Here is a 23,650-nt window from a genome sequence, read left to right as displayed (position 1 = left end):
CAAATCCTTCGGAAGCAATAGAGATCCAATGTGGAAGGGGCGGCGCGACGACTCGACTTGCTCCCGATAGCGGTGTACCAGTCAATAAATTTGTATCTGACCTACCGCCATCGGGAGCAAGCCCCCTCCCACATTTGGCATGTGTTGAATTCAAAAATGAGTGAAGGTCAGGCCCACTTTGTAGGTGGGGCCGTACTCTTCGTATTGGCCGTTGTAGCTGCGGTGGCCGGTGTAGACGAAGTACGACTCATCGGTGAGGTTCTGGGCCTCGAAGCTGACTTGCAGGTTCTTGGTCAGTGAGTAGCGCGCGCTGAAGTCGACGAAGGTCTGCGCGTCGACGTGCAGGTCGTGGGCCTTGTCGTTGATCGAGGCCAGTTCATACAGGTAGGCCGACTTGTAGTTGGCCGACAGGCGCAGGCTGAGTTTGTCGTCCTCCCAGCCGAGCATCAGGTTGCCGACGGTGTCCGACTGGTTGGGCAGGCTGATGTTGCGCTTGCGATTCGTGCCGCTGGCGGCGTCGAAGCCTTCGATATCGGCGCTGGAGCGGCTGAAGGTGCTGTTGGCGCCGATCAGCAAACCGTTCCACGGCGCCGGCAGCCAGTCGAACTTCTGTGAGTAGGCCAGTTCCAGGCCGTAGAGCTTGGCGCTGTCGCCGTTGGCGTAGGTGTGAGCCTCGGAGAAATTGGTCCAGGCGCCGGTGCCGGCGAGGTCGGTGTTGTAGACGAAGTTCTTGATGTCCTTGTAGAACACGAATGCCGATACGGTGCCGGCACGGCCCATGAAGTGCTCGATGCCCAGGTCCAGGTTGCTCGATTCCAAGGGCTTGAGGTCCGGGTTGCCGAAGGTGGCTTCGTCATCGTCGATCACGAAACCCGGCGCCAGCTGGCCGAATGTCGGGCGCACCACCGACTTGGTCCAGGCCGCGCGCACCTGGGTGTTCTTGTCGATCTTGTAGCGCGCATGCAGGCCCGGCAGCCAATGGTGATAGCGGCGCTGGGTCTCGGTGGGGGTGAACACGCCATCGGTGGCGCCGGTGCCCTTGGCTTCGAACTCGGTACCTTCGTAGCGCAGCCCGGCGATAAAGCGCCAGTCATCGATGTCGAGGGTGTTCATCAGATAGCCGGCGTTGATGTCCTCGCGGATGGTGAAGTCGTTGACCCGCGATTCGGTCTGGTCATAGAAGTCCGCCGGGTTGAGGCTACCGATCAGCTGCTTGATGGCGCCGGGGCTGATGCCGGGGCCGTAGTTGCCCAGGCGATAGTCGACGCTGCCCTTCTGGAACCGGGTGAGGTTGAGTTGGTCGGCGCTGAAACCGAGGGTGTCGAAGTCTTCGTAGACCCAGGCTTCCAGGTCGTTGTCCTTGTTGCGACGGCTGACCTTGCCACCGAACTTGACCTGGGACGCATAGCCGCTCAGGTCATAGTCGCGGGCCAGGTCCAGGCGCAGGTTTTTCTCGGTGTCCTGGGTGTTTTGTTTTTCCCAGTCGACCTTGTCGAGGCTGAAGTTGCTGGCGTCGTAGAAGCCGCTGCCGATGATCGGGCGGGGTTTGTCCTTGTCGTAGAAACCGCTGTTGGCAAAGTCACCGCCGTCGAAGGTGGCGCCGGCGATATGCGCCGGGCTGTCTTCGCTGGACTGGCTGTAGCCGGCCTGGCCGCTTAAGGTCCACAGGCCGAGCATGCGTTCGCCGCCGAACACATAGGATTGAATTTCCTGGGTTTCCTCACGGTTTTTCAGCTTGCGCTTGCCCTCGGCATCGCCCAGTTGGCCCGGGGCCTGGGGGTCGGCAAACTCGATGCTGGTGGAGTTGCGGGTTTCGGTGTCGGTGTAGCGGCTGTAGAGGGTGCGCAGGTAGTAGCTGCTGAGGTCGTCGGGCTTGTAGTCGAAGTTCAGGCCACCGCCGGCGCGCTCGCGGCTGATGTCGTAGTCGCGTTGTTCGAACTCGTTGAGCCGCGCGCCGTCGGTAAAGTCCCAGGCGCCGCCGGTTTCGACGTTGTCCGAGCCGAAGTCGCGCTTTTGCCAGCTCAGCGCTGCGGCGACGCCAAAGTTGTCGATGCCGTCGCCGAGGCTGAAACGGTTACTGGCGGCGCCGGAGAATTTCGGGCTGGTCTGGCGGGTGTTCTTGTCGTAGCTGGCTTCGCTGCTGCCGGTATAGAACAGGCCTTTATGGTCAAAGGCCGAGAGGCTTTGCACATCGACGGTACCGCCGAGGGAGTTGGCGTCCATGTCCGGGGTGAGGGTCTTGATCACCGACAGCGACTGCACCAGCTCCGAGGGCAGCACATCGAGGGCCACGGCGCGGCGCGCGCTTTCCGGGGCGGGCACCAGGGTGCCGTTGATGGTCACGCTGTTGAGGTCCGGGCCCAGGCCGCGCACGCTGACAAAACGCCCTTCGCCCTGGTCGCGCTCGACACTGATGCCCGGCAGGCGCTGCGCCGCTTCGGCGACGTTCTGATCCGGCAACTGGGCCACGCCGTCGGCATGCACCACGCTCTTGATGCTGTCGGCGCTGCGTTGCTCCTTGAGCGCCTGGTCGATGGCGGCGGCCTGGCCGACCACCTCGACGTGCTCGGTGGCGCTCGCTTCGGCGGCGCTCAACCGTTCACTGGCCATCGCCAGGGCCAAGGCGGTAAGCGTAAAGCTGACGAGCCCGGTGCGCTTGTACATGCAATCCTCCCCAAGAATCCGTTGGCGCCAGGCAAGGGGCCCGGCAACTGGGAGGGCAAGCTAGGGGTGGGGGATGACGGTTCTGTGACAGAAGGTCTGTGGCAGGCCCATAAACCGAGGGGTTTAGCCGATTTCCGGTTTGAAATGAGCTGAAATGACCTCAGCAGATCGAATGTGGGAGGGGGCTTGCTCCCGATAGGGGTGGGTCAGTCACCTGTTTCTCTACTGATCCACCGCTATCGGGAGCAAGCCCCCTCCCACATTTTTTGATCTCCAGTGTGTTTGAACTGAGCTGATTCGACCCTCCCCCACCGTCATCCAACGGTCACATCCATCTGCTGTGCTGGCGCCCATCGCTCATTTTCCCCAAGGACCCGCGGCCATGTTTTCCGTGCTCAAGCCCCACCGCTGGAAACTCTCGTTGCTGCTGATCGCCGCCAACCTCGGGCTGATCCTGCACCTGGCCTGTGGCGAGTTGAAAAGCGTCAGCGAGTGGGTGTGGCTGGATATTTTCGGAGAAGGCGGCTCCGCCCTGCTCGCCCTGGTGTGGCTGGGCCTGGTACTCAAAAGCCGCCCCGCCGGGCGCGTCACCAATTACCTGGCGCTGGGCCTGTCGTGTATCTTTTTCTCCTGGTGGATCGACAGCCTCGACGAATTTATCCGCCTGCCCGACAGCATCACCTGGGACCATTGGCTCGAGTCCGGGCCGATGCCGGTGGGCATGATCCTGCTGACCATCGGCATCTACCACTGGCACCGCGAACAACTGGCGATCAGCGCGCAGATGGAAAAGCGCGAGCGCTTGTTCCGTGAACATCGACTGTTCGACAAACTCACACCGCTGGCCGGCGCCGACTACCTCAAGCGCCAGTTGGCCGACAGCCTGCAGGACAGCCGCGAGCAGCAACAACCGCTGTCGCTGCTGGCCCTGGACCTGGACAACTTCGCCGCCATCAACCAGGCCTACGGGCATGCCGAGGGCGACGCCGTGTTGCAGGCGCTCAGCCATTTACTGCTGCTCAACCTGCGCCGCCAGGACCTGCTGTGCCGCCTGGCCGGCGACCGCTTTGTGGTGCTGCTGCCCAATACCGGCGAACGCCAGGCCAAGGAGCTGGCGCTGGAGTTGCAGCAAGCGGTGCGCGGCCTGGCCCACAAGACCCGGCAACAAGGCGAACGCCTGCAACTGGCCGCGACCACCGCCGTGGTCATGGCCCTTGAAGAACCGCCTCAGGACTTGCTCAAGCGCCTGAACCTGGCATTGGCCAGGGCCAAGCAACCGCTTGCGAAAAGTGCCTGAGATGGCCGTGAAAACCAGCTGGTATGAAGCCGACAGCCGCTTTATCCCAGGGCATTACCAACCCGCCACGCTGATCGACCTGGCCTTGTCCCGCGACATCGACAGCCATCGCCTGCTGCGCGGCACCGGGCTGTTTCACGAGGACATCCTGGCCGGCACCGCGCACCTGAGCCCGCAGCAGTTTTTCGGCTTGATCGGCAACAGCCGCAAGTTACTGGACGCCGACGACAGCAGCTTCCTGTTTGGCCAGCGCCTGCTACCGGGCTATTACGGTGCCGCCAGCCACGCCCTTGGCCATGCGCAGAACCTGCACCAGGCCCTGGAGATCCTGATCCAGCAACAGGTGCTGCTCAGCCCGTTGGCCACCCTGCAACTGGAGCTGGATGAGCACCACGCCTACCTGTACTGGCTGGACAGTTGCGGCGCCGGCGAGCACTGGCGTTTCCTGCTGGAAGCCAGCATGACCTCGCTGGTTGCCATGAGCCAATGGCTCAGCGGCGAGCGCCTGCCGTGGACGTGCAGTTTCAGCCATGCCGAACCGCGTTATATCGAGCAGTACTGGGTGCACCTGGGCGAGAGCACGCGCTTCGAGCGCCCGCTGGACATGATGAGCATCCCGCGCGAATACCTCACCCGCACCTGGCCGGGCGCCTCGGCCACGGCCGGCCAGGTTGCGCGCCGCCAAGCCCGCGAGCAGATCGAGCAGTTGGGCTTTGCCGGCAGTTTTCTCGACTGCCTCTACGAGTACCTGCGCGACCAGGTGCGCCAGCCGCCCAGCCTGGAACAGGCGGCACAGGCCTTCGCCATGAGCCCGGCGACCCTCAAGCGCAAGTTGCACAAGCACGACACCGGTTTTCAACAGCAGGTGGACCGGGTGCGCAAGCAGGTGGCGTTGCACTTGTACCAGGTCAAGGGTTACAGCAATGATGAGGTGGCGGCGTACCTGAACTTCAACGATGCGGCGAACTTCCGGCGCTCATTCAAGCGCTGGACCGGCAGCACCCCGAACCTGATTCGCCAGCTGTTCAACAGCCGCTAGCCAGGCGTTCGCGCAAAAACTCCACCAGCGCCTGCACCGGCCGTGAGCTTTGCCGATGCTGGGGATACACCGCCGACAGGGTCAGGGCTTCGGGGGCAAAGTCATCGAGGACGGTGACCAGGCGCCCGTCCTTCAAGGCGTCGCCGACGATAAAGGTCGGCAAGTAGGTCACGCCCAGCCCCGCGATGGCGGTGTCGCGCAACAGGTCGCCGTTGTTTACACGCATGCGGCCGCTGACCGGCAGCGCCTGCAACTTGCCCTTGAAGCGCCATTGCACCTGGCGGCCATGGCCGTAGGGCAGGCAGTCGTGCTCGGCAAGGTCCTCGGGTTTTTGCGGGGTACCGCGCAGGGCCAGGTAGTCGGGACTGGCGCAATACACGCGCGGGATGCTGGCGATACGGCGGGCGATCAGGGTGGAGTCTTCCAGGGTGCCGATCCGCAGCACCAGGTCGTAGCCTTCGCCGATCAGGTCCACGGGACGGTCGCTGAGGTCGACCTCCACAGAGACCAGCGGATGGCGCTGCAAAAACAGCGGCAACAGGCAACCCAGATGGGCCATGGCAAACGACAACGGCGCGCTGAGACGCAGGGTGCCGCGCGGTTCGCTGTTCTGGCCGGCGATGCCCTGCTCCACTTGCTCGACTTCACCGAGCAGGCGCAAGGCGGATTCGTAGTAACTCTGGCCCAGGGGCGTGATATCCAAGCGGCGCGTGGAGCGGTTGAGCAGGCGCACGCCGAGGCGGTCTTCCAGCTGGATCAGGCGGCGGCTGACAAATTGCTTGGACAAGCCCAGCTGTTCGGCGGCGGCGGTGAAGCTGCCGGATTCCATGACCTGGCAGAACAGGCGCATGTCTTCGAAGGGGTTCATTGTCGCTTCTCGGTGGACAGTTTGGAGATTTATAACTGGATGGTCGCAACACCACAAATCAAATGTGGGAGGGGACTTGCCCCCGATTGCGGTGTGTCAGTCTCAATAGCTTTGACTGATACACCGCTATCGGGGGCAAGCCCCCTCCCACATTGATCACCTAAAGGCTTGAAAACCGGTTACTTGGCAGTGAACGCCGAGTAGCTGTTCATCAGGTTGCGGTAGTTGGGAATGCGCGGCGACAGCAGGTTGGCCAGGCCTTCCATGTCGTTGCGCCAGTCCACTTGCAGCTCGCAGGCCACGGCGAACCAGTTCACCAGTTGCGCACCGGCGGCGGTCATACGGGCCCAGGCGGCCTGCTGTACGGTTTCGTTAAAGGTGCCGGAGGCGTCGGTGACCACGAACACCTCGAAGCCTTCGTCGAGGGCGCACAGGGTCGGGAACGCTACGCACACATCCGTCACCACACCGGCAATGATGATCTGCTTACGACCGGTAGCCTTGACCGCCTTGACGAAATCTTCGTTGTCCCAGGCGTTGATCTGGCCAGGGCGGGCGATGTACGGCGCGTCCGGGAACAGCTCCTTGAGTTCCGGCACCAGAGGGCCGTTAGGACCGCCTTCAAAACTGGTGGTCAGGATGGTCGGCAGGTTGAAGAACTTCGCCACGTCGGCCAGGGCCAGTACGTTGTTCTTGAATTCGTTAGGGGAGAAATCCTGCACCAGTGAGATCAGGCCGGTCTGGTGATCGACCAACAGGACAACGGCGTCATCTTTGTTCAAGCGCGAGTAAGTCATTGGGTAACTCCTTTGGGTAGTGAAATCAGAAGGCAAAGCACGAGCAGCCAAACGCGCCCCAGAAACCCTGGAAGTCGCTGACCGGCACGCTGGAAAGGCGCGCTTTTTCGTGGCTGTGGGAATGCACGCCGCACGGGCCGCTGCATTGGTGTACTTGAGCTTGCAAAGGTGAACTCGGGCGCCAGTGCCCCGGCACCTTGACCACCGGCGACCAGTCCGGCAGCACCGGCACGCGTGGCGGTGCGAAGTCTTCAAAGTCGCCGGCGCCGTAGACCACCTTGCCGCCCACCACAGTGAGCACGGATTCGATCCACTTGATGGCTTCTTCATCGACGCTGAAAAAGTCCGCCGACAGCGCCGCCACGTCCGCCAATTGGCCGACCTTGATCTGGCCTTTCTTGCCCTGCTCGGACGAGAACCAGGCGCTGCCATGGGTGAACAGCTCCAGCGCGGTGAGGCGCGGCAGGCCTTCGGCGTGCAGTTCCAGGCCACCGACGGTGCGGCCGCTGACCATCCAGTACAGCGAGGTCCACGGGTTGTAGCTCGACACCCGCGTGGCATCGGTGCCCGCCCCTACCGGCACGCCTTCGGCCAGCATGCGCTTGATTGGTGGCGTGGCTTCGGCGGCCTTGGCGCCGTAGCGCTCGACAAAATATTCGCCCTGGAACGCCATGCGGTCCTGGATCGCAATGCCGCCACCGAGGGCGCGGACCCGCTCGATATTCTTCGGGGTGATGGTTTCGGCATGGTCGAAGAACCACGGCAAGCCATTGAACGGGATGTCGCGGTTGACCTTCTCGAACACATCGAGCATGCGCGAGATGGACTCGTCATAGGTGGCATGCAGGCGGAACGGCCAGCGCTGTTCCACCAGATGGCGCACCACCGGTTCCAACTCCTGCTCCATGGTCAGCGGCAGATCGGGACGGGGTTCGAGGAAGTCTTCGAAGTCGGCGGCTGAGAACACCAGCATCTCGCCGGCGCCGTTGTGACGCAGGTAGTCATCGCCCTGGTGCAGGGTGACGCTGCCGGTCCAGTTCTTGAAGTCGCTGAGTTCTTCCTTGGGCTTCTGGGTGAACAGGTTGTAGGCGATGCGCACCGTCAGCTGTTGATCCTTGGCCAGTTGCTCGATCACCGCGTAGTCATCGGGATAGTTCTGGAAACCGCCGCCGGCATCGATGGCGCTGGTCAGGCCGAGGCGATTGAGTTCACGCATGAACTGGCGGGTGGAGTTGACCTGGTATTCCAGCGGCAGTTTCGGGCCTTTGGCCAAGGTCGAGTAGAGGATCATCGCGTTGGGTCGCGCCACCAGCATGCCGGTGGGGTTGCCGTTGCTGTCGCGCACGATCTCGCCGCCCGGTGGGTTTGGCGTGTCCTTGGTGTAGCCGGCCACGCGCAGGGCGGCGCGGTTAAGCAAGGCGCGGTCATACAGGTGCAGCACGAACACCGGGGTGTCCGGTGCGGCCTGGTTGAGTTCTTCCAGGGTGGGCATGCGTTTTTCGGCGAACTGGAATTCGTTCCAGCCACCCACCACCCGCACCCATTGCGGCGTCGGGGTACGGTCGGCCTGCTCCTTGAGCATGCGCAGGGCATCGGCCAGGGACGGCACACCTTCCCAGCGCAGCTCGAGGTTGTAGTTCAGCCCGCCACGGATCAGGTGCAGGTGCGAGTCATTGAGGCCGGGGATCACGGTGCGGCCCTTGAGGTCGATGACCTGGGTACCGCTGCCACGCAGGGCCATGGCCTCGCCATCGGTGCCGACGGCAACAAAACGCCCCTCGCGGATGGCGACGGCGGTTGCCCGCGGGTTTTCACGGTCCACGGTGTGGAACTGGCCATTGAACAGAATCAGATCGGCGTTCATAGGGTTTCCTTTACAGAGGCTTCAAGCCAGGGAGCGAACAGGCGAGTGGCGGCCGGCATCAGCAGGTAGACCACCAGCAGGACGATGGTCACGGTGACTAGGAAGGTCGCGACCACATAGTTGGACAGGAACGGGTGCAGGCCGAGGATCGGACCCCACACGATCGGCACCAGCAGGGTCAGCGGCAGGATCACGCACAGGGTGACCACCGCCTGCTTCCAGCGCGGCGGCTTGGCGGCGCTGTCAGCCAGGGGCGTGAACCAGAATTCGTTGACCGCACCGATTTCGGTCTTGTCGCCGTCGGCCAGCATGGGCGTGGCTTCGGCGATCAGGGTGTTGCGCTCGGGGGAATTGAGCCAGGTTTCCAGGTCAGTGGTGGAGCGGTAGCGCAATACGCAGGTGAACAGCGTCAGGCCGCTCTGTTTACTGCGCACTACGTCGACACCGAGGTGGCCGGGACGCTCGCCGGCGATGCGCACGGTACGGCGCAGCCAGACTTCGTAGTCGGCTTCGCGGCCTGCCTTGATCAGGTGTTTCACGACCAGGGTGACGATTTCGTCGGGCCCTGTCTGTGGTGCTGGGTCCATGGGATGCCCCTCTGCCTTGAAATGTCAGCGATGAGGGGAGTTTGCCGGGGCCAGCGTTGGGAAAATTGCATGTACGTGCTGTTTAAGGGGGATCGCTGGAAAGGGGTCACCAGCCTTCTTTCAGCATGCGCAACTCCAGGTGCTGCAACAGCATGATGGTCTTGCCGTCGGCGATCTCGCCGCTCTGCACCATGGCCAACGCCTGCTCGAAACCCAGCTCCAACACCTCGATGTCCTCGCCCTCCTCTTCCAGGCCGCCGCCACTGCCGACCTGGTCCCCCGGCTGGTACTCGCCGAGAAAAAAGTGAATCCGCTCAGTGACCGACCCCGGGCTCATGAACGCCGCATAGATCTTCTCCACATGCCCGACGCGATAACCGGTTTCCTCCTCCGCCTCCAGGCGAATGCGCTCTTCGGGGCTGGCGTTGTCCAGCAACCCCGCCGCCGCTTCAATCAGGTAACCGGGGTAATCATTGACGAAGGTGGGCATGCGGAACTGGCGAATCAGCAACACCGTGCGTTGCTCACGGTTGTACAGCAGGATGGTCGCGCCATTGCCGCGGTCATACACCTCGCGGGTCTGGGCTTGCCAACTGCCGTCGCGGCGACGCAGGTCGAAGCTGTATTTTTTCAGCAGGTACCAGTTGTCCGAGAGGGTCTCTTCGGCGGTGATGCGAACGGGGCTGTTGTCCATGGCTGGCTCTTTTCCAAAGGGGTGATCGGGGTTCACGCTTGTTTGATGCGAGGCCACGCGGCCGCAACTTCTTCAGCACTGCCGGCGTGGATCCGCGCCAGGTTGCGCGGGTAATCCACACCAGGATTCTCAGTGAAGCGCGTTGCGGTGAATTGACCGTTGCTGGCCCGCAGGATGTAGCCGGTGTCCTCGCACTGTGTGGAGGCGAGGAACAACACGCCCGGGGTTACCCAATCAGGCTTGAGCTCGTCGGGCTCCTCGGTCACGCCCCACATCCGCGTCTTGGCCACCGGCGAAATCGCATTGACCCGGATGCCGGCCTCGGCGCCCTCATGGCTCAGCGCGTTCATGATCCCCAGTTGCGCCATCTTGCCGGCGCTGTAGGCCACCAGGCCGGTCTGCTCGTATTGTGCGTACATGGCGCGGTCGGAGGTGGTGAGGATAATGCGTGGCGCGGTTGAACGCAGCAGATGCGGCCAGGCGTGTTTGCACAACCAAAGTGGCGCGTAGAGGTTGATGTCCATGGCCCGCTGCAGGAACGCGGCATCCAGGTCCTGGATGTTCTGGTAACCCACCCAACCGGCGTTGTGAATCAGGATATCGAGTTGACCGAAGGCCTCGACGGCATATGCAACCAGTTGTCGGCAGCCCTCGTGGGTGGACAAGTCACCGCCATGCCCGATCACCGCCAGCCCTTCGGCCTGCAAGGCTTCTGCCGCCGCCTGGACCACCGAGGCATCGTTGCCGGCGCCCACCTTGTCAGCGCCGATATCGCTGATCACCACCCGGGCACCGCCCAGGGCCAGTGCCCGTGCATAGCTGAGTCCCAACCCGCGCGCACCGCCGGTGACGATGGCGGTTTTACCTGTGAAATCCATGTGCTTGCTCTCCTGTTCGGCCGCCTACCCTAACAACCGGTGTACGGGTTGTTCAATGCTGTAACACTTTGCAAGCAATCGCCGGGGGCGGCCGTCGAATTTATACCTGCCTGTGTAGGCCATCTGGTAAAACCCCCACTTCACCTTTGCCCTGGAATCTTCATGCCCTCTCGTTTTCTATCGCGCCTGAGCCTGCGCTGGTTTCCCCTGCTGTGCATGGCCCTGTTGATCGTCGGCCTGCCAGTGGGCTGCGCGGTGCTGCAACACAAGGAGCGCGAGCTGGTGTTTCGCATCGAGCCCGGCACCGCCAGTTGGTACAGCGGTTTGCCCAAGGCGGTGCAGGAATTCGAACTCAAGCCCGCCAGTTTCAAATCGGGGCAGAACATTCATGGCTGGTGGTACCCGGCAGCCAACAAGGACGCGCCGGCGATCCTCTACTTGCACGGCGTACGCTGGAACCTCACCGGGCAGCTGTTTCGCATCGAGCAATTGCACGCCCTGGGTTACTCGGTGCTGGCCATCGACTATCGCGGTTTCGGCCAGAGCCATGGCGAACTGCCGTCGGAAACCACGGTGTATGAAGATGCACGCATCGCCTGGGAACGCTTCCAGGTGCTGCAACCGGACCCCAGCAAACGCCTGATCTACGGGCACTCACTCGGCGGCGCGGTGGCCATCGACCTGGCGGCGGAGCTGGGCCAGCAAACGCCACTGCCGGTGCGTGGGCTGGTGATCGAGTCCACCTTCACCTCCCTGGCCGATGTGGCCGCGGCGGTAGCCAATACATCGCTGCCGGTGCGCTGGCTGCTGTCGCAGAAGTTCGACTCCATCGACAAGATCGCCGACATCCACATGCCGCTGCTGGTGGTCCATGGCCTGGACGACCGCTACGTGCCGCCGCGTTTCAGCGAGCAACTATTTGAAGCGGCCCGGCAACCCAAACGCCTCTTATTGGTGCCGGGTGCCAGCCATAACAACAGCATGAGCCTGGCCGGTGGCAGCTATCGCCAGGCACTCGATAACCTGATGCAAGCGAAGATGCCAGCACAGGTGGTCACCCACACTCCAGGTCATAACAACGAGTCATAAATCTGCTTTTCGGCACTGGGTTCGCGCTTGGCTGTCAAGCGCAAACCCTGCCCATACTGGACATGGCCGGCAGTTGATCAAATATTAACCTTTGGTTAAATCGCCAACCCTGCCGGGCGTTCGCAAAGTTATCCACAGAGATACCCACGGTTTTCGTGGACAACTCTTTTTATTTTTTTACGATTTTTTTGCTCACTAAACGGTTTCCGGGAATGTACCCGGCAGCAAAATCTCGCGATTCACATCGCGTATATCGTTATAGCCACACAGCGCCATTGTCACGTCCAGCTCACGGGCAATGATGTCAAGCGCCTTGGTCACCCCCGCTTCGCCCATCGCGCCCAAGCCGTACAAATGCGGACGACCGATCATGGTGCCTTTGGCGCCGAGTGCCATCGCCTTGAGCACGTCCTGACCGGAGCGAATGCCGCCGTCCAGCCACACTTCAATCCGCTCACCCACCGCGTCGACAATCGCTGGCAACTGGCTGATGCTCGACGGCGCACCATCCAACTGGCGGCCACCGTGGTTGCTCACCACCAGTGCATCGGCACCGGAATTGGCAGCCAGGCGCGCGTCCTCCACATCGAGGATGCCTTTGATGATCAGCTTGCCGCCCCAGCATTGCTTGATCCATTCCACATCGTCCCAGCTCAGGCGCGGGTCGAATTGCTGGGCGGTCCACGATGACAGCGAACTCATGTCCGCCACACCCTTCACATGCCCGACGATATTGCCGAAACCACGCCGTTGGGTACCGAGCATGCCCATCACCCACCGCGGCTTGGTGGCCATGTTGAGGATGTTCGGCAAGGTCAGCTTGGGCGGTGCCGACAGGCCGTTGATCAAGTCCTTGTGGCGTTGCCCGAGGATCTGCAGGTCCAGGGTCAGCACCAGTGCATCCACACCGGCCGCCTTGGCACGTTCGATCAATTGCTCGACAAACGCGCGGTCGCGCATCACATACAGCTGGAACCAGAACGGCTTGCCGACCTGTTCGGCGATGTCTTCGAGGGAGCAGATACTCATGGTCGACAAGGTGTAGCGCAGGCCAAACGCAGCGGCGGCGCGGGCGGTAAGAATCTCGCCATCGGCATGCTGCATGCCGGCCAGGCCCGTAGGTGCGAGGGCCACCGGCATGGCCATGTCCTGGCCGATCATGCTGGCGCGGATCGAGCGTTCATCGATATTGCGCGCCACGCGCTGGCGGAATTTGATCCGGGCAAAATCGCTTTCATTGGCCCGGTAGGTGCTCTCAGTCCAGGACCCGGAATCGGCGTAATCGTAGAACATCCGTGGCACACGCTTTTGCGCCAGCGTGCGTAAATCTTCGATGGTTGTAATCAACGACATCTAGGTCACCTCTCCCTGAACTGAGCACAAAGAGTAACCGCCCCTCGGGTGGGCAACCAGCCATTGCGTTTATATCGACTGCGGACTAATCTCGCACAAACCCGCAAAAAAGCGCACAAACATGCACAACACCCATCAAGCCATCGACCTGCCTTCCCTGCGCAAACAAAAGATCCTGTTATTGCTGGAACGCGACGGCAAAGTCACCGCCTCGGAACTGGTGGAACACTTCGCCGTGTCCCAGGACACCATCCGCCGCGACCTCGGCGAACTCGCCGCCGCCGGCCTGTTGCAGCGCGTGCACGGTGGCGCCCTGCCCCGGCCCAAGGACACCGGCAAGGACTTCTTCACCCGGGTCGGCGAGACCAATGAAGCCAAGCGTCAACTTGCACAACTCGCCGCTGACCAGGTGCAAGACGGCCAGATTGTGCTGTTCGATTCCGGCTCCACCACGTTGCAGATCGCCCAGTCATTGCCGCGCTCGATCCGCCTGACCGTCGTCACGCCGTCACCGATGATCGCCATCGCCCTGGCCGACCATCGCGATGTAAAAGTGATTCTCGCCGGCGGCCAACTCAACCCGGCCACCTTGTCTACAAGCGGCCAGGAAAGCGTGCGTCTGATCCAGAGTATCAAGGCCGACCTGCTGTTTACCGGGGTGTGCGCACTGCATCCGCAAGTGGGCATCAGCTCGCTGCATTTTGACGAGGTCGCGGTCAAACAGGCCCTGCTCGACAGCGCCTCCCATGTGGTCGCGGTGACCATGGCGGACAAACTCGGTGCGGTGGAACCGTTTGTGGTGGCGCCGTGCAACCGTATTCACACGTTGATCACGGAGTGGCATGTGCCGAGTGTGGAGGCGTATGAGTTGTTAGGGCTGGAGGTGTTGCGGGTGGAGGTCGAGTAGCAGCAGGGCATCAAATAGCTGTGTGGCGGATTGGCTTTTGTGACTGGCAGACTTGTTGTGGCCAGCAAGTTTATTGTGGCGAGCGGGCTTGCCCCGCGTTGGGGGGCGTAGCGGCCCCACATAAGGTCACCGCCACTATCCTGCCTAAACGCGGTGGCAGGTTTTAGGGCCGCTTCGCAGCCCAACGCGGGGCAAGCCCGCTCGCCACAAAAAAAGCTCGCTCACCACGACAAGCTCCATAGCCACAACAAGCCTGCTCACCACGACAGCACCTTCGCCGCATCCCGCATGAAAATCTCGATGGTCTTAGGCCCCACGCCGTCAAATTCACCCAGGCGCTTTTCGAAAGCCTGGCGGTTTTCGCTGGCACTGCGAATGTGGCTGATCTTGCCGGCGTACTCGGCGTTGAGCTTGGCACTCAGGTCCAGCAGGCGCTGCGCGGTGCTTTCGTCGTACCGCACGTAGTGAGCACGCCCGAGCATGGAGACCAGCTCTCGGGAAATGCAATGTTGCAGCTTGCGCGCAGTATCACGCCCCTCTTCCTCAACGATCACCTTGTACGCCTGTGCCGCGATGGGGGCCTGTATGCGCTTGCCCATCAGGAAGCTGGCGACAAACCACTTGAACAGGCTGCTGTCATCCTCCGGCTTGAGCTCGATACCCAGTTCCGCCGCAGTAATGGCGCGGGCCATGATCAGTGGCCCAGCTTGCGCTCGGCCTTGGCGGCCTGCTCGTTGATGGCATCGGTCTGGCGTTCAGTGTCTTTGATCGAGGTGGGCGTCAACACTTTATCGACGGTTTCGGTCTTTGGATTCGGGCGTTCCAGGGTCTGGCCTTTGGCAGCTTTATCAGTACCTTTTTGCGCCTGTTCAGAACTGATGGGGTCTGGGGTTTTGTCGGCAGTCTTGGCGTCAGTCACGGTGAAATCTCCTGGCAATTGAAGGCCCGCGAAAGCGGCGGACACTTATGCAGCAGAGGCCTGTGAATTTCGATAGTTCAAGGAAATTGCCGCAGAAAAACAGGAACAAAAAAATTTAAACCTTTTGCCCAGGCCTCGGCTCAACAGTCAGGTAACGGCATCCCGCCACCTTCAAGGAGCTCCATCATGACCACTCTGCTGATGAAACAAATGGGCCTGACTTTCGTACTGGTTGCCGGCGCAATGTCCACCGCCATGGCCGCCACCTCAAACAGCTTCGTCGATGACGCAGCCCAAGGCGGTATCACCGAGGTGGAAGCCGGCAAACTGGCACTCGAAAAAAGCAGCTCGGCCGACGTGAAGACCTTTGCCCAGCACATGGTCACCGACCATACCAAGGCCAATCAGGAACTGGTTGCGCTGGCAAAAAAACTCGACATCGAAGTGCCGGATGACGCCGCCCTGACCGACAAGGCCAAGAAAGCCATCCTGGAACTGCGTGACGAATCGTTTGACAAGGCCTACGCCAACAACCAGGTCGACGCTCATGAAAAAACCGTCGAACTGTTCAAGAAGGAAGCGGCTTCCTCGGACAATGCCGAGCTCAAAGCCTTCGCTGCCAAGACGCTGCCAACCCTCGAGGCCCATTTGAAAATGGCCAAGGAGCTGCAAGCCAAGCACGACCATTAATTCATTACTGACGCAAGGAGACATTCGATCATGAGCTCGCAACTCAACGGCAAGAAGATTCTGGTCATCACCTCCAACACCGGCATCGAGCGCGACGAGCTGCTCAAACCCCTGGACGCCTTGCGCGGCTACGGCGCCACGGTGACCCACGCTTCGAGCAAAGGCGGCACCACCCAGACCTTCGTCGGCGACACCGAGAAAGACAAAACAGTGGAGTCCGATGTGCAGCTGTCGGACGTCGTCAGCGGCGACTTTGACGCCCTGGTCATCCCTGGCGGTACCGTCAATGCCGATACCCTGCGCCAGGATGCGGCGGCGCTGCGCCTGATCAAGGACTTCGCCGACGCCGGTAAAACCATCGCCGCGATCTGCCACGGCCCATGGACGCTGATCGACGCCGGCGTGATCAAGGGCAAGACCCTGACCTCCTATAAGAGCGTGCGCATCGACCTGGAAAACGCAGGCGCGGCTGGATGGGTGGATGCCGAGGTCAAGCAATGCCAGGCCAATGGCTGGACGTTGATCACGTCGCGTACGCCGGATGATTTGCCGGCGTTCAACGAGGCGATTGCCAAGGCTGTCGCTGGTTGAACGGTCGCTGTTGAACGTAAACAGGCGCCTCTCGGCGCCTGTTTTTTCTTTCCCCAAGCCCTTCAGCTCTTACGCTGCTCCGGCATCTCACGCTTGGGCCCGAACATCGCCCACGCAATCAAGCCAAACAACGGCACAAAGATCAGGATCACCAACCACAACCCCTTGCTCTCCCAACCACCGGTGCTGCGCAGGACGATATTGATCGCCCACAACTCCAACAGCAGCAGAATCACCGCCAAGCCGATCCAGATATATTGAATTTCCATGCTTCACCTCCTAGGTCGTATGCATTAGGTCAAGCATCGGCCGCGAGGGTTCATTTAAATTTTCCGACGTTGTGGAATGCAACGCGCCGCAGCGCCGACCATGCAACCTGCACGACAAGCGCCCACCTGATCACATATAACCTGTTGAATTAACGAATAATTTAAAAACTGCTCAAGTTGGTACACCTGATGCACCTGTCAACTGGACGAGGCGTGCATGTCGACACGCCCTGAAATTCCCGTGAGGTGTCACCGATGAATGCCATTGACCTGCTCAAAGCCGACCACGAACGCGTGAAGGCCCTGTTGACTCAACTGAGTGAGTCCACTGAACGCGGGGTTAAAAAACGCACTGAATTGCTGGCCAAGCTGGAAGCGGAAATCAGCCTGCACACCAAGCTGGAAGAAGAAATCCTCTACCCGGCATTCAGGAAGGCGGGCGGCAAGGAACAGGACATCATGTACCACGAGGCCAAGGAAGAGCATCGCACCGTCGACGCCCTGGTATTGCCCGACCTGAAGCAAACCGAACCTTCGACCACCGAGTTTTCCGGCCGCGTCAAAGTGGTCAAGGAATTGCTGGAGCACCATATCGAAGAAGAGGAAACCGAGATGTTCCCGCAGGCTAAAAAGCTGCTGGGCAAGGCGCTGCTTGAAGAGTTGGGCGCTGAAATGGAAGCCATGAAAGCGGCGCATAAAAAGTTGCAGTCGAGCAAGCCTATGGCGGCTTGATCGAGGCATGACCAGAGCCTGGAATTCATCCAGGCTCTTGATACATCCACACGATAGGGGATAGCGTCATGAAGACCAGATCGTCCCAACGGATTGTGCTTATCGTCGGCCTGTCAGCCCTGCTCACCGGCCCCGCCCTCGCCGCCTTTGGCGATAACCCTGAACCTGCCTCCAACGCCTTGAGTGGCGACAGCGCCGCCGGCTCCGCCCTGCCACCGGGGACCTACCCCAGCAGCCCTTCCGACAGCGACAAAAAAACCAAGGACACCGCCAAACCGCCGAGCAAACCCGCCAGGCCGGCTGACACCCATAAAGACGGCAAGGAAAAACCCCGCTCAGGCAGCTGACGGTTCATCCGCAACCGGCGGCTCGGGTGCAAGCCCCCAGTCGCCATGCTCGTACCAGTCGTCCCCGATCATCTCGGCCGGGTGCATGGTGCGGTCGGCGCCATTGCCGCACGCCAGGTCGGTGGCGGCACAGTAGCGATCACAGCCCCAACAGATACGTTCAGGATGCTTGGGGTGCAGCGGAAAAGGCTTGGCCATGCGTGAACTCCCTGGCGACGAACACTCCCAGCAACCTACCCCGATAAAGCCTGTACAACCTTGATCGGCATCAAGCCTGGCAAGATGAAATATCCTCGAAACTTGACAGGAATCATTATTATTTACGGCTGACCTTCCTAGACTCGGGTTCTCTCTCCTCACCCGTCAGGAAGCCTCCATGCGTAGCCCTTCTTTGTTGTCCCTTGCCCTGCTGCTGAGCACCTCCGTGGCGTTTGCCAAGGAGTACCCCATCGGCGAACCGCAACACTGCCCCGGCCTGGAAATCGGCGCGGTGTACCTGCAACCGATCGAAATGGCACCCGCCGGCATGATGCGCGCCACGGCCGATTCCGATGTGCATCTGGAGGCCGACGTACGCGCCACGGCGGACAATGCCCAAGGGTTTCAGGAAGGCAGTTTCGTGCCCTACCTCAACCTGTCTTTCACCCTGAAGAAACAAGGCAGCGACACCCCCATCAGCGGTGATTTCCACGCCATGGTCGCCAACGACGGGCCGCACTATGGCGATAACGTCAAGCTGCAAGGCCCCGGCAAATACACCCTTACCTTCAGCGTGTTACCGCCCACCGGCCATCACTCCCTGGGTCGTCATACCGACAAGGAAACCGGGGTCGCCCCGTGGTTCGAACGCTGCGAGGTGCACTACGAATTCGTCTACGCCGGCATCGGCAAAAAAGGCGGCTATTGATGCGCCGCGCCCTGTTGCTGGGCGGCCTGCTGCTGAGCGGCGCCGCGATGGCGGCGCCGTTGCCCACCTATGAGTTGAGCCTGCAGGACGGCCATTTCGACCCACCACAACTGGTGGTCAAGGCCGATGAGCGTTTCAAGATCGTGCTCAAGAACATCGGCCAAGGCCCGGCCGAATTCGAAAGCACACCGCTGCGGGTGGAGAAGGTGTTGTCTGCGGGGGTGACCACCTTTGTGGTGATCCACCCGCTCAAGCCGGGGTTGTACCCGTTCTTCGACGAGTTCAACCCACAGTTGCCCGAAGGCAGCATCCTCGCCGAATAGGAGCCGTTGATGAACCAATCGATGTTTATTGTCTGGCGTGAAAGCGTCGAGGCCCTGCTGGTGATCGGCATTCTGCAGGCCTGGATCAGCCGCCAGGCCGGCCATGCGCAACTGGCCCGCTTCCTCTGGGCCGGGGTGCTGCTGGGGTTGTTGTGTTCGGCCGGTCTGGCCGGTTTGATGCTCTGGGCCGGTGACACCATGACCGGTCCACAGGGCGAGTGGCTGCAAGCGGCGCTGACCCTGTTGGCCAGCGGCTTGATGGTGCAGATGGTGTTCTGGATGCACCGCAACGCGGCCACGCTCAAACACACCCTGGTACGCGAAGCCGATGAGCGCCTGGCGCGCCAGGGCGGCTGGGGCGTGCTGTTACTGGCGCTGCTGGCGGTGAGCCGCGAAGGCAGTGAAACCGTGGTGTTTTTGTATGGTGCCGGTGCGCGCCTGCACGAGGAGGCGCAAGGCCTGTTCGCCGTCGGCGGCGTGCTCGGCCTGGCATTGGCGGGGCTCACCGTGCTGCTGTTGCGCGGCAGTCGGCGCTTTATCTCCTGGTCACTGTTTTTCGCCCTCAGCGAGGCGCTGCTGTTGCTGCTGGGCGGTGCGTTGCTGGTAGCGGCCGTGGACCGCATCAGCGGGCAACTGCTGGGCATGGACATGCCCGAATGGGTCTACGCCGCCTTCGGTGACAGCCGCTGGGACAGCAGCGCACTGCTCAGTGACAGCCACGGCCTGGGCGCACTGCTGGCCGACTTTGCCGGCTACCGCGCGGCCCCCAGCCTTATCACCGTGTTGGTACTGCTCGGCTACTGGCTCTGGGTGGGCAACGGCCTGCGTCGCGCCCGGCACGCGGCATGAGTTGGCTGCAGCAACTGGGCGATGGCATGCGCCGCCATGCCCGGTTGATCCGTGCCATGCAATGGGCGGTGGTGCTGGTCTACGCCGTATTGCTGGTGCTGCCCACCGTGCTGCCGTTGCCGGATAGCCAGGCGCGTGTGGTGAACAACCTGACGCTGCTCGCGCAATTTATCTTCTGGGGGATCTGGTGGCCGTTCGTGTTGCTGTCGATGGTGCTGTTCGGGCGCCTGTGGTGCGGCGTGCTGTGCCCGGAAGGTTCACTGAGCGAATGGGCCAGCCAGCACGGGCTCGGCCTGGGCATACCGCGCTGGCTGCGTTGGGGCGGCTGGCCGACCCTGGGCTTTTGCCTCACCACGCTCTACGGCCAGTTGATCAGTGTGTACGACTACGCCCAGGCAGCGTTGCTGATCCTGGGCGGCTCGACGTTGGCGGCGGTGGTGGTCGGCCTGTTGTTCGTGCGCGGCAAGCGCGTGTGGTGCCGTTACCTGTGCCCGGTGAGCGGCGTGTTCGCCCTGCTCGCCCGCCTGGCGCCGCTGCATTTCGCCGTGGAAGAACAACGCTGGAAAGCCAACAGCGCCCCGCGCCTGCCTCTGCCCAACTGCGCGCCACTCCTGGACATCCGCCGCCTGCAAGGCGCCAGCGACTGCCACGCCTGTGGCCGTTGCAGCGGGCAACGCGGCGCGGTGCAACTGATCGCCCGCTCGTGCAATCAAGAGATTCTGCAGGCACCGCGCCAACCCGGCTCGCCATGGGATGCGCGCCTGCTGCTGTTTGGCGTGATCGGCCTGGCCATGGGCGCGTTCCAGTGGACCGTAAGCCCGTGGTTTATCGCCCTCAAACAGGCACTCGCTGAATGGCTGGTAAGCCGCGACTGGCTGTGGCCGTTGCAAGACAACGCGCCCTGGTGGCTGCTCACCCACTACCCGCAACTCAACGACAGCTTCAGCTGGCTCGATGGCCTATGCATCGTGCTGTACCTGGGTGGCAGCGCACTGCTGATCGGCGGTGGCTGCTGGCTGCTGCTGCGCCTGGCCGCGTATGTGGCCGGAGATCGCGCACTGTTTCGGCCCTTGGCACTGACGCTCACGCCCCTGGGTGGTGCGGGGCTGTTCCTGGGGCTGTCGGCGACGACGGTGAAGTTGTTGCGTTATGAAGGGTTGGCATTGGCGTGGGTGCAACCGGCGCGCGCACTGATGCTGAGCGCCGCGATTGGCTGGTGCTTGTGGTTGGGGTGGCGACAGCTCAAGGGGCTTGGAACCCGACCGCGTTGCCTCGGGTGGTTGTGCTTACTGCTGAGTAATGGGCTGGTGGGGTGTGGCTGGTGGTTGCAGTTCTGGGGGTGGGCTGGCTGATGCACACCGATCCAAATGTGGGAAGGGGCTTGCCCCCGATGAGCATGGGTATCTGTGGCGCGGGCGCTTGCTCCCGTGGCGGCCTTCGGGCCGACCATGTCGTTGGGGTTGGAATGAGTACATATCCATTGTTGCGGTCACGGCTGCTTAGGGTTCCGCCCTTACGGCGGGTCACTTTGGAAAAGAGCCGGAATGCCGGCCCAGCCCAAAGTAACCAAAGGGCTCTTGCCCCACCACTCGGTACCTCGCCTAGGCTCGGTATGCCCGAACGAAGGCTTGAATCCGTGGGCCGCCGTCATGGGCCATCCTTGGCCCAGGACGGCTAACCCGGCGTCCTGCCGGGTTACCCACGGATTCAAGCCTGCGTTCGGCCAGCGTGGTTAACGGGGCGCCTAGGATCAAGATCAAAAGCCAGAGCAAAAGCAGAGCAAAAGCAGGCTGAGGTCTACCTGCTGGATGGAGATCCAAATGTGGGAGGGGGCTTGCCCCCGATAGCGCCGGGTCAGTAAAAAATAAGTGACTGACACTCCCTCATCGGGGGCAAGCCCCCTCCCACATTTACCGAGTACACCCGACCCAACTCCGGTCGGCTCTAAGGCCGCCGCGCTTTGGCTTTTGATCTCAAATCGCCCCGTCAAACACGCTGGCCGAACGCAGGCTTTGGAGCGTGGGTAACCCGGCAGGACGCCGGGTTAGCCGCGCTGGGCAAGGATGGCCCATCGCGGCGGCCCACGCTCCAAAGCCGGAGTGAGGGCACACCGAGCCTAAGCGAGGTGCCGAGTGTTGGGGCGAAGCGTTTTTGGTTACTTTTGGCGCTCTTCCAAAAGTGACCCGCTGTAAGAGCGGAACCCTAAGTGGCCGTGACCGCAGCAACGGATATGTACTCAATCAAATCCAACGACATGGTCGGCCCGAAGGCCGCCACGGAAACAAGCCCCCTCCCACAGTTTTGACCGCACCAGCCGAAGTTACACCTTGAACCGCGCCACCGTCTGATGCAGCGTCCCCGCCATCCCGGCCAGGTCGTGCCCCGCCGTTTCGGTGTGTATCGCGCCCTGCAACACCTGCTGCGACAGGTTGCGAATGCCCACCAGGTTGCGATCCACTTCCCGCGCCACCAGTGCCTGTTCTTCGGTGGCGCTGGCAATCATCATATTGCGTTCGTTGATCTGCGAGATCGACCGGGTGATTTCGTCCAGCGCTTCTCCCGAACGTTGCGCCACGCTCAAGGTCGCCTGTACCCGCTCGCTGCTGCTGTGCATGGCGGCCACGGCGTGTTCGGTGTCCTGGCGAATACTGCCGATCATCTGCTCGATCTCCTGGGTCGAGGTCTGGGTGCGATGGGCCAGTGCGCGCACTTCATCGGCGACTACCGCAAAACCGCGCCCGGCATCCCCGGCGCGGGCCGCTTCGATCGCCGCGTTCAATGCCAGCAGGTTGGTCTGGTCGGCAATGCTGCGGATCACTTCGAGCACGCTGCTGATGTCTTGCACGCGGCCGGCCAGTTGCTGGATACGCTCCGAGGTTTCCACCACACCGGTGGCCAAGGTATTGATCGACGCCACGGTTTCCTGCACCTGCGCCTGTCCACGCTGGGCAGTCTGCTCCGACAGGCGCGAGGCTTCGCTGGTGCTCACGGCATTGCGTGCCACTTCGTCGACGGCGGCGGTCATTTCGTTCACCGCGGTGGCGGCCTGTTCGATTTCCTGGCCCTGCAACTGCAGGCTGCTGCTGGTCTGGCTGCTGACCGCGCTCAACTCTTCCGACGAACTGGCCACGCCGTCCACCGACGCCGCGATATGCCGGACCATTTGGTTAAGGTTCTGCTGCATCTGATGCAGATTGCGCATCACACTGCCGTCGATACTGTTGCCCAACGGCACCTCGATGGTCAGGTCACCCTCGGCGATGTGGCTCAACACCCGCGCCACTTCATCCGGCTCGCCGCCCAGCGGCCGGGTGACGCTGCGCGTGACGATCACCGCCGCCGCCACCACCAGGGCCAGGCACAGCAGAAACAGCCCGAGCATGGTGCGTCGTGCCTCGTCATACAGGGTTTGCGCCGCCTGCTGGCGCTCGGCGAACAGCCTTCCTTGCATCGCCATCAACGCATCCAGGCTCTTGAACACTTCCAACTCGGCGGGGATTACCTGTTGCTTGAGCTGGGCCAGGCCCTGCTCGCGCGCGCCCTGCCGGATCAGCGCCTGCACCTGGGTGAAGGCCGCCACGTAGGCTTCACGGTGGGATTTCAAGGTGGCATAGGCCGCCTTGCCTTCAGCGGTGTCGAGCAGCGGCTCAAGGGTAGCGAACGCCTGGGTGATGCGTTCGCGCGTGGTGCCGATGGAGGCCTGGGCCTGCTGGTTATCCTGGTCGATCAGCAGGTCGCGGGTGTTACGCCCGTTATCGCGCACCCCGGTGGCAATCACCATGATCGGCGCGATCCTGGGCCAGTCCTGCTGCACGATCTGCTCGGATTGCTGCTTGAGGGTTGCCAGGTCGTGAAGGGCGTAAAACACCAAGCCGACCAGCGCCAACGGCGCAATCGCGAAACCGATGACAATGCGTTGTGCCGTGGTTAATTGCTTCATTGTGCTATTCCCTGATGAAAACCTGCCCGTCATGGGCAGCATCTAT

25 protein-coding genes are annotated in these 23,650 nt (G+C 61.9%); 12 read left to right on the top strand and 13 right to left on the bottom strand.

Going from position 1 to position 23,650, the window contains the following annotated elements; all coding sequences use genetic code 11:
* Positions 1–150: 150 nt before the first annotated feature.
* Positions 151–2,664 carry a TonB-dependent receptor gene (locus tag ACHPFG_RS13130; RefSeq protein ID WP_431702909.1) on the bottom strand — a complete coding sequence of 838 codons (2,514 nt, stop codon included), beginning with the start codon at positions 2,662–2,664 and terminating at the stop codon, positions 151–153.
* Between the two features lie 382 nt (positions 2,665–3,046).
* Here ACHPFG_RS13130 and ACHPFG_RS13125 point away from each other — a divergent pair, with 382 nt between their 5' ends.
* Together ACHPFG_RS13125 and ACHPFG_RS13120 are read left to right on the top strand one after the other, a co-directional pair.
* Entirely contained in the window at positions 3,047–3,961 is a 915-nt protein-coding gene (locus ACHPFG_RS13125) for a GGDEF domain-containing protein (protein WP_024074876.1), read from the top strand.
* A 1-nt stretch (position 3,962) separates the two neighbouring features.
* On the top strand, positions 3,963–5,000 hold the full coding sequence (locus ACHPFG_RS13120; protein WP_184742626.1) for an AraC family transcriptional regulator: 1,038 nt from the start codon (positions 3,963–3,965) through the stop codon (positions 4,998–5,000).
* Here the strand turns inward: ACHPFG_RS13120 and ACHPFG_RS13115 are convergent.
* From ACHPFG_RS13115 to ACHPFG_RS13090, 6 genes are all read right to left on the bottom strand, one after another.
* Positions 4,987–5,868 (bottom strand): LysR family transcriptional regulator, encoded by an 882-nt coding sequence (locus ACHPFG_RS13115; RefSeq protein WP_184742628.1) that lies wholly within the window; start codon positions 5,866–5,868, stop codon positions 4,987–4,989. The genes ACHPFG_RS13120 and ACHPFG_RS13115 overlap by 14 nt on opposite strands.
* 179 nt (positions 5,869–6,047) lie before the next feature.
* Entirely contained in the window at positions 6,048–6,665 is a 618-nt protein-coding gene (gene ycaC / locus ACHPFG_RS13110) for an isochorismate family cysteine hydrolase YcaC (RefSeq protein WP_131699228.1), read from the bottom strand.
* Positions 6,666–6,690: 25 nt separating this feature from the next.
* A complete protein-coding gene (locus ACHPFG_RS13105) occupies positions 6,691–8,529 on the bottom strand; it encodes an amidohydrolase (RefSeq protein ID WP_131699227.1) in 1,839 nt (612 codons plus the stop codon).
* On the bottom strand, positions 8,526–9,116 hold the full coding sequence (locus tag ACHPFG_RS13100; protein WP_431702905.1) for an antibiotic biosynthesis monooxygenase: 591 nt from the start codon (positions 9,114–9,116) through the stop codon (positions 8,526–8,528). Before ACHPFG_RS13100 ends, ACHPFG_RS13105 begins: the two co-directional genes overlap by 4 nt.
* A 106-nt stretch (positions 9,117–9,222) precedes the next feature.
* Positions 9,223–9,810, bottom strand: a complete 588-nt coding sequence (locus tag ACHPFG_RS13095; RefSeq protein WP_339543072.1) for an NUDIX domain-containing protein — start codon at positions 9,808–9,810, stop codon at positions 9,223–9,225.
* 32 nt (positions 9,811–9,842) lie between these two features.
* Positions 9,843–10,688 (bottom strand): SDR family NAD(P)-dependent oxidoreductase, encoded by an 846-nt coding sequence (locus ACHPFG_RS13090; protein ID WP_431702902.1) that lies wholly within the window; start codon positions 10,686–10,688, stop codon positions 9,843–9,845.
* 162 nt (positions 10,689–10,850) lie between these two features.
* Between ACHPFG_RS13090 and ACHPFG_RS13085 the strand changes: the two genes are divergently transcribed.
* Positions 10,851–11,777 (top strand): alpha/beta hydrolase, encoded by a 927-nt coding sequence (locus ACHPFG_RS13085; RefSeq protein ID WP_431702898.1) that lies wholly within the window; start codon positions 10,851–10,853, stop codon positions 11,775–11,777.
* A gap of 195 nt (positions 11,778–11,972) precedes the next feature.
* On the opposite strand, the gene ACHPFG_RS13080 is transcribed toward ACHPFG_RS13085, so the two are convergent.
* Entirely contained in the window at positions 11,973–13,130 is a 1,158-nt protein-coding gene (locus ACHPFG_RS13080; RefSeq protein WP_431702896.1) for an alpha-hydroxy acid oxidase, read from the bottom strand.
* Between the two features lie 121 nt (positions 13,131–13,251).
* On the opposite strand from ACHPFG_RS13080, the gene ACHPFG_RS13075 reads away from it, so the two are divergent.
* Entirely contained in the window at positions 13,252–14,037 is a 786-nt protein-coding gene (locus ACHPFG_RS13075) for a DeoR/GlpR family DNA-binding transcription regulator (RefSeq protein WP_431702894.1), read from the top strand.
* Positions 14,038–14,294: 257 nt separating this feature from the next.
* Here ACHPFG_RS13075 and ACHPFG_RS13070 read toward each other — a convergent pair whose 3' ends face one another.
* Positions 14,295–14,729, bottom strand: a complete 435-nt coding sequence (locus ACHPFG_RS13070; protein WP_431702892.1) for a DNA methylase — start codon at positions 14,727–14,729, stop codon at positions 14,295–14,297.
* 2 nt (positions 14,730–14,731) lie between these two features.
* Complete coding sequence (locus ACHPFG_RS13065; RefSeq protein ID WP_131699219.1) at positions 14,732–14,956, bottom strand: hypothetical protein; 225 nt, start codon at positions 14,954–14,956, stop codon at positions 14,732–14,734.
* Between the two features lie 186 nt (positions 14,957–15,142).
* Here ACHPFG_RS13065 and ACHPFG_RS13060 point away from each other — a divergent pair, with 186 nt between their 5' ends.
* The gene (locus ACHPFG_RS13060) at positions 15,143–15,646 is read left to right on the top strand and encodes a DUF4142 domain-containing protein (RefSeq protein ID WP_131699218.1); all 504 of its coding nucleotides are present in this window, start codon (positions 15,143–15,145) and stop codon (positions 15,644–15,646) included.
* Positions 15,647–15,676: 30 nt separating this feature from the next.
* Positions 15,677–16,237, top strand: coding sequence for a type 1 glutamine amidotransferase domain-containing protein (locus tag ACHPFG_RS13055; RefSeq protein WP_431702890.1), 561 nt, complete (start codon positions 15,677–15,679; stop codon positions 16,235–16,237).
* Positions 16,238–16,299: 62 nt separating this feature from the next.
* Here the strand turns inward: ACHPFG_RS13055 and ACHPFG_RS13050 are convergent, their stop codons facing one another.
* Positions 16,300–16,506, bottom strand: coding sequence for a PLDc N-terminal domain-containing protein (locus ACHPFG_RS13050; protein ID WP_028616597.1), 207 nt, complete (start codon positions 16,504–16,506; stop codon positions 16,300–16,302).
* 255 nt (positions 16,507–16,761) lie between these two features.
* Between ACHPFG_RS13050 and ACHPFG_RS13045 the strand changes: the two genes are divergently transcribed.
* Entirely contained in the window at positions 16,762–17,238 is a 477-nt protein-coding gene (locus ACHPFG_RS13045; protein ID WP_145337455.1) for a hemerythrin domain-containing protein, read from the top strand.
* A gap of 68 nt (positions 17,239–17,306) precedes the next feature.
* Entirely contained in the window at positions 17,307–17,585 is a 279-nt protein-coding gene (locus ACHPFG_RS13040; RefSeq protein ID WP_131699215.1) for a hypothetical protein, read from the top strand.
* On the opposite strand, the gene ACHPFG_RS13035 is transcribed toward ACHPFG_RS13040, so the two are convergent.
* Positions 17,574–17,783, bottom strand: a complete 210-nt coding sequence (locus ACHPFG_RS13035) for a DUF3079 domain-containing protein (RefSeq protein ID WP_053130271.1) — start codon at positions 17,781–17,783, stop codon at positions 17,574–17,576. The two genes, ACHPFG_RS13040 and ACHPFG_RS13035, sit on opposite strands and share 12 nt — an antisense overlap.
* A gap of 178 nt (positions 17,784–17,961) precedes the next feature.
* On the opposite strand from ACHPFG_RS13035, the gene ACHPFG_RS13030 reads away from it, so the two are divergent.
* The 4 genes from ACHPFG_RS13030 to ACHPFG_RS13015 are packed head-to-tail and all read left to right on the top strand — an operon-like array spanning position 17,962 to position 21,016.
* Positions 17,962–18,492 (top strand): iron transporter, encoded by a 531-nt coding sequence (locus ACHPFG_RS13030; RefSeq protein ID WP_367248283.1) that lies wholly within the window; start codon positions 17,962–17,964, stop codon positions 18,490–18,492.
* Complete coding sequence (locus ACHPFG_RS13025) at positions 18,492–18,815, top strand: cupredoxin domain-containing protein (protein WP_131699213.1); 324 nt, start codon at positions 18,492–18,494, stop codon at positions 18,813–18,815. The genes ACHPFG_RS13030 and ACHPFG_RS13025 overlap by 1 nt, the downstream gene beginning before the upstream one ends.
* A gap of 9 nt (positions 18,816–18,824) precedes the next feature.
* Positions 18,825–19,664 (top strand): FTR1 family iron permease, encoded by an 840-nt coding sequence (locus ACHPFG_RS13020; RefSeq protein ID WP_431702886.1) that lies wholly within the window; start codon positions 18,825–18,827, stop codon positions 19,662–19,664.
* Complete coding sequence (locus ACHPFG_RS13015; RefSeq protein WP_431702884.1) at positions 19,661–21,016, top strand: 4Fe-4S binding protein; 1,356 nt, start codon at positions 19,661–19,663, stop codon at positions 21,014–21,016. Before ACHPFG_RS13020 ends, ACHPFG_RS13015 begins: the two co-directional genes overlap by 4 nt.
* Positions 21,017–21,984: 968 nt before the next feature.
* Here the strand turns inward: ACHPFG_RS13015 and ACHPFG_RS13010 are convergent.
* On the bottom strand, positions 21,985–23,604 hold the full coding sequence (locus tag ACHPFG_RS13010) for a methyl-accepting chemotaxis protein (RefSeq protein WP_431702882.1): 1,620 nt from the start codon (positions 23,602–23,604) through the stop codon (positions 21,985–21,987).
* Between the last annotated feature and the right edge of the window lie 46 nt (positions 23,605–23,650).

Source organism: Pseudomonas sp. BR20, assembly GCF_050780135.1.
Taxonomy (GTDB): Bacteria; Pseudomonadota; Gammaproteobacteria; order Pseudomonadales; family Pseudomonadaceae; genus Aquipseudomonas.
This window is presented reverse-complemented; position numbering and strand designations above follow the sequence as displayed.

What these genes read in the sequence shown, in the direction of transcription:
- ACHPFG_RS13130 (WP_431702909.1), bottom strand. Translation starts at nt 2,664, where the DNA reads ATGTACAAGCGCACCGGGCTCGTCAGCTTTACGCTTACCGCCTTGGCC.
- ACHPFG_RS13125 (WP_024074876.1), top strand. Translation starts at nt 3,047, where the DNA reads ATGTTTTCCGTGCTCAAGCCCCACCGCTGGAAACTCTCGTTGCTGCTG.
- ACHPFG_RS13120 (WP_184742626.1), top strand. Translation starts at nt 3,963, where the DNA reads ATGGCCGTGAAAACCAGCTGGTATGAAGCCGACAGCCGCTTTATCCCA.
- ACHPFG_RS13115 (WP_184742628.1), bottom strand. Translation starts at nt 5,868, where the DNA reads ATGAACCCCTTCGAAGACATGCGCCTGTTCTGCCAGGTCATGGAATCC.
- ycaC (WP_131699228.1), bottom strand. Translation starts at nt 6,665, where the DNA reads ATGACTTACTCGCGCTTGAACAAAGATGACGCCGTTGTCCTGTTGGTC.
- ACHPFG_RS13105 (WP_131699227.1), bottom strand. Translation starts at nt 8,529, where the DNA reads ATGAACGCCGATCTGATTCTGTTCAATGGCCAGTTCCACACCGTGGAC.
- ACHPFG_RS13100 (WP_431702905.1), bottom strand. Translation starts at nt 9,116, where the DNA reads ATGGACCCAGCACCACAGACAGGGCCCGACGAAATCGTCACCCTGGTC.
- ACHPFG_RS13095 (WP_339543072.1), bottom strand. Translation starts at nt 9,810, where the DNA reads ATGGACAACAGCCCCGTTCGCATCACCGCCGAAGAGACCCTCTCGGAC.
- ACHPFG_RS13090 (WP_431702902.1), bottom strand. Translation starts at nt 10,688, where the DNA reads ATGGATTTCACAGGTAAAACCGCCATCGTCACCGGCGGTGCGCGCGGG.
- ACHPFG_RS13085 (WP_431702898.1), top strand. Translation starts at nt 10,851, where the DNA reads ATGCCCTCTCGTTTTCTATCGCGCCTGAGCCTGCGCTGGTTTCCCCTG.
- ACHPFG_RS13080 (WP_431702896.1), bottom strand. Translation starts at nt 13,130, where the DNA reads ATGTCGTTGATTACAACCATCGAAGATTTACGCACGCTGGCGCAAAAG.
- ACHPFG_RS13075 (WP_431702894.1), top strand. Translation starts at nt 13,252, where the DNA reads ATGCACAACACCCATCAAGCCATCGACCTGCCTTCCCTGCGCAAACAA.
- ACHPFG_RS13070 (WP_431702892.1), bottom strand. Translation starts at nt 14,729, where the DNA reads ATGGCCCGCGCCATTACTGCGGCGGAACTGGGTATCGAGCTCAAGCCG.
- ACHPFG_RS13060 (WP_131699218.1), top strand. Translation starts at nt 15,143, where the DNA reads ATGACCACTCTGCTGATGAAACAAATGGGCCTGACTTTCGTACTGGTT.
- ACHPFG_RS13055 (WP_431702890.1), top strand. Translation starts at nt 15,677, where the DNA reads ATGAGCTCGCAACTCAACGGCAAGAAGATTCTGGTCATCACCTCCAAC.
- ACHPFG_RS13050 (WP_028616597.1), bottom strand. Translation starts at nt 16,506, where the DNA reads ATGGAAATTCAATATATCTGGATCGGCTTGGCGGTGATTCTGCTGCTG.
- ACHPFG_RS13045 (WP_145337455.1), top strand. Translation starts at nt 16,762, where the DNA reads ATGAATGCCATTGACCTGCTCAAAGCCGACCACGAACGCGTGAAGGCC.
- ACHPFG_RS13040 (WP_131699215.1), top strand. Translation starts at nt 17,307, where the DNA reads ATGAAGACCAGATCGTCCCAACGGATTGTGCTTATCGTCGGCCTGTCA.
- ACHPFG_RS13035 (WP_053130271.1), bottom strand. Translation starts at nt 17,783, where the DNA reads ATGGCCAAGCCTTTTCCGCTGCACCCCAAGCATCCTGAACGTATCTGT.
- ACHPFG_RS13030 (WP_367248283.1), top strand. Translation starts at nt 17,962, where the DNA reads ATGCGTAGCCCTTCTTTGTTGTCCCTTGCCCTGCTGCTGAGCACCTCC.
- ACHPFG_RS13025 (WP_131699213.1), top strand. Translation starts at nt 18,492, where the DNA reads ATGCGCCGCGCCCTGTTGCTGGGCGGCCTGCTGCTGAGCGGCGCCGCG.
- ACHPFG_RS13020 (WP_431702886.1), top strand. Translation starts at nt 18,825, where the DNA reads ATGAACCAATCGATGTTTATTGTCTGGCGTGAAAGCGTCGAGGCCCTG.
- ACHPFG_RS13015 (WP_431702884.1), top strand. Translation starts at nt 19,661, where the DNA reads ATGAGTTGGCTGCAGCAACTGGGCGATGGCATGCGCCGCCATGCCCGG.
- ACHPFG_RS13010 (WP_431702882.1), bottom strand. Translation starts at nt 23,604, where the DNA reads ATGAAGCAATTAACCACGGCACAACGCATTGTCATCGGTTTCGCGATT.